Source organism: Deltaproteobacteria bacterium (genome assembly GCA_016930875.1).
Taxonomy (GTDB): domain Bacteria; phylum Desulfobacterota; class Desulfobacteria; order Desulfobacterales.
Genome location: JAFGFW010000052.1, coordinates 1 through 3,458 on the forward strand (window position 1 = coordinate 1; position 3,458 = coordinate 3,458).

Annotated in this window: 2 protein-coding genes; one reads left to right on the forward strand and one right to left on the reverse strand. The window is 48.0% G+C overall.

Annotated elements, in window-relative coordinates:
* Positions 1 to 1,193: NAD(P)/FAD-dependent oxidoreductase (locus tag JW883_05505; GenBank protein MBN1841722.1), on the reverse strand; the 1,193-nt coding region annotated here is incomplete at its 3' end.
* A gap of 618 nt (positions 1,194 to 1,811) precedes the next feature.
* Between JW883_05505 and JW883_05510 the strand changes: the two genes are divergently transcribed.
* Positions 1,812 to 3,458: hypothetical protein (locus JW883_05510; GenBank protein MBN1841723.1), on the forward strand; the 1,647-nt coding region annotated here is incomplete at its 3' end.

Consider the following 3,458-nt stretch of genomic DNA (forward strand, 5'->3'; position numbering starts at 1 on the left):
GATAAACAGAAAAACTTGGATGCCATGCCCACAAGAAAAATCTCATGCATATATTTGTTTTCCATATATTCAAGATCTTTAGGAGCCCAGTAGGTGCGTGGCGTGGCATTTATATCCGGGTTGAACCTCGCTGCTTTATACTGGGGAAGTTCGTGCACGCCCATCGTCCCCCACCAGACATGGCCCCTGTCGTACAAATTGGTTTCAAGCCTGCGGTTCATTTCAGCGCTTGTGTTGTTTCTTTCGATCAGACGCTTAAACAACTGGGGGGTTCCGATATCTCCTACGACCAGTTGTTTTGCGGCAACTTCAGTCCCGTCAGCCAGCCGTATACCTTTCGCGTCACCGTTTTCTATGAGGATTTTGGTTACTTCAGAATTAATAAAATATTCCACGCCCAGTTTTTTACCTGCTGAAACGAGGGCATCGGTGATGGACTGTGTTCCGCCTTTAGCGATCGCAGCGGATTCCCACCCGAGAGCAAGATGCATCGTCGCAATCATGAGACCAATACCTGGCAGGTCGTCGGGAAAGATGCCGCCTGATGTGAGAAACCCCCTGAGCATCAATATCCTGAGTTCCGGGCTTTCGAAAAAATAGTGTGCAAACTGCTTGCAATTCATAAACTGCATGGACGGGTCCAACCCGGTTGCAGGATCTAATAGGAGTTGTTCCAGCGCGTCCTGGGTCCCCCAGGGTGTGGGAGGGGAGTATCTGTATTTCTTAAAGGCAGGTCTCCACTTTTCCTTGTATATTTCCGTTAAACGAAGATAGGTTTCTGCGTCATTCTTGGAAAATTGGAGGATCTGCTCATGCGTCTTTTTGACATTTTCTTCGTTGAATTCCACTTCGCCTGTCTGCGGGTTCACAACCCGCCAAGCTGCATACCCCAAATAGGAGGTATCATCATCAAAGATAATGGCCTCGTTCGTTTCTGGAAATATATACTCCAGACCCTCTTCCCGGAGATTGAATTCTTTATACGCAGGATGACCGAAAAATCGTGTAAAATGGGCACAAAAGTTCATTCTAAAGCCCGGTGCAGGCCCATCTTCAGTCACTGCACCGCCGCCAAGATGATCGAGCCGTTCAAAAACTCCGACTTTCAACCCGGCCTTGGCCAGGTAGGGGGCAATGATGGTACCGTGATGCCCGCCGCCAATAACCACTGCATCGTAGGTCTTGTCAGCCATAATCTGTCTCCTAATTCGTGCTCATCCGGCAATGAGCATTCCCGGATTCGCGCTAACAGCTATCAGCGATCAGCTATCAGCAAAAGCTATGCAAAGACAAGCCATTAGGCTGAGCGCTGAATGCCGATAGCAGACCGCTTCATCCAGAAATCATCTATTTCTGGATGGACACTAATTCACCCCGGCGTGGTCTCAAGACGCTCAAAAAGTATCCAGCGATGTCCTGTGCCCTCAAATCAAAAGGAGGTGTTACATCCGACAAAGCAGCAAAGTTGGGCCTCTTGTCCGCCCCTCACCCATCCATGAGTAAGTCTTGAACGGTTATGGAATCTCTCTCCCTCCCGTTTAAGAGCAAAAATTTCTGGAGATGTCTTCATTAATGCCAAGGTGATGATGAAATCTACACAGCAAAGGGCGTACCAAATTATCAAATATATTGTAACTTGCTGACATAAGATAAAAAAGTTGGCACACAAACCTCATTGACGACCCTGTGTAAATACGATATTTCGTACTTATGCTATTTATCGTACACGGCAATGTGCGATGATTGCGCTGGATTGCAAATGCGTAGATTAAGATTTGATCAACCCGGTCAGAACTCAGTGGAGATGATTAATGGAAAAACACGAATGGTGGGATCGTCTGGATGAGAGAAAGAGGAATGTAATTGTTCTTTTGGCCCTGGTCCCGCAACCGGTTTCACTGGATACATTGATTGCCGTAAGCCGCCTCAGGGCCGTTGAGATTTTACAGTTTCTCGATAATTTGGTTGGCCTCGGCGTCCTGTCTAACGATTCATCCTTGGGAAAAGGGTTCTATTCTCTTACAAGTGAACCGTGGATAAAGTTTGTATTGAATCGGACCGGGCAGGAAAATCTTGAAACTCAAGCAAAGGTGCTTATTGCATATTATGACGTGACCGCCGAAGAGGGACTTGAAAAATCCCTAACGCTGGCCCATCTCCACAAAACGGCGGGCATCACCCCTCAAAGGCTGGACTGTTTCCTTGCCGCTGCCGAGCGTTGCGCTTCCCTTGAAATGCATGAGGAAGCCATTTCCTATTACAGAATCATATTGGACAATAAAGCACATACAATAGAAACAACCGGAGAGAAAGAGATTTATGTAAATGCGGCCATTGGCATCACCTCCGCTTATGGCCACATGGTTTCTTTGCCCGAGCAAAGTGCTTTCCTTGAACAGGCCCGGCATTTTGCGCATGAGATTGACGATCGCGAGCAACTTCTCAATCTTTATCTCACCTTGGGGAAGACGAGCGAAGTTGAAGGATTCTATGAAAAGGCTGCTCAATATCTTGAGCAGGCAAGAGAAATAGCCCAGGGACTGAAAATCAACTATCTACTGAAAAAGGTTGCCCTCATGACCAGCGATTTTCTTTTTCGACAGGGTCGCGTTGCGGAAGCCGTTGAAAGATATGAAGAAGTCATCGGCGATCTGGAGGAATTTTCTTCAGACAAGGCAACCCTCAGGGCCTGCGCGACCTTGGGATGGTGCTATGGGGTATGTGGCCAGACCTCCCGCGGCATCGGCCTTATCGAGGCCGTTCGGATCAAGGCCGAAGAACTTGGAATGAGGGATGTAAAGATCTATGCTGATATGAATACTGTTTTGACCCTGCTCGAGGCCCGATTTACATCAGAGGCGGAGGTCTATCTGAAGGAAATTCTGAAACTTCCCGAGAGGGTTGCAGGGAATTCCATCCTTTTTGCGGCCCATTGGTGTATGGCTTACGTGGCTTACTCCCATGGGGACCTTGAGAAATGTCTCAATGAACACATTCGCGGCTGTGGACTTCTCAAGACCTATGGTAGACCCCATCATAGGGGGGGATGGGTGCTCGAATATCTTGAAGGTCTTGAAAAGTCCGGTCGGGTTTATCCCGGGATGACATTGGATTCTGAGCTAAATCGATTTCTTAAGTGGCCTGACATCTTCATGAAAGGCGTAGCCTATCGTTTCAGGGGTCAAAAAGCAGGAAATGATCCCAAATGTACTAAGGATGCTAGTGCGGATTTCCAGATGAGCATGGATATGTTGACACGTTCCGGTGCCCGACTGGAACTGGCGAGAACCCAGATTGTCCTGGCTAGGGTATTGATCAGGGAGGGGAGGGTGAATGAGGCAAGAGCACTTCTGGAGAAGGCATGGGATGCCATGTCCCGATCAAATATAAGCCTTTTTCCCCAGGACCTGAAGTGCCATATTGAAGAGAAAAGCCATGAAGAGCTTCAACTTAACGCC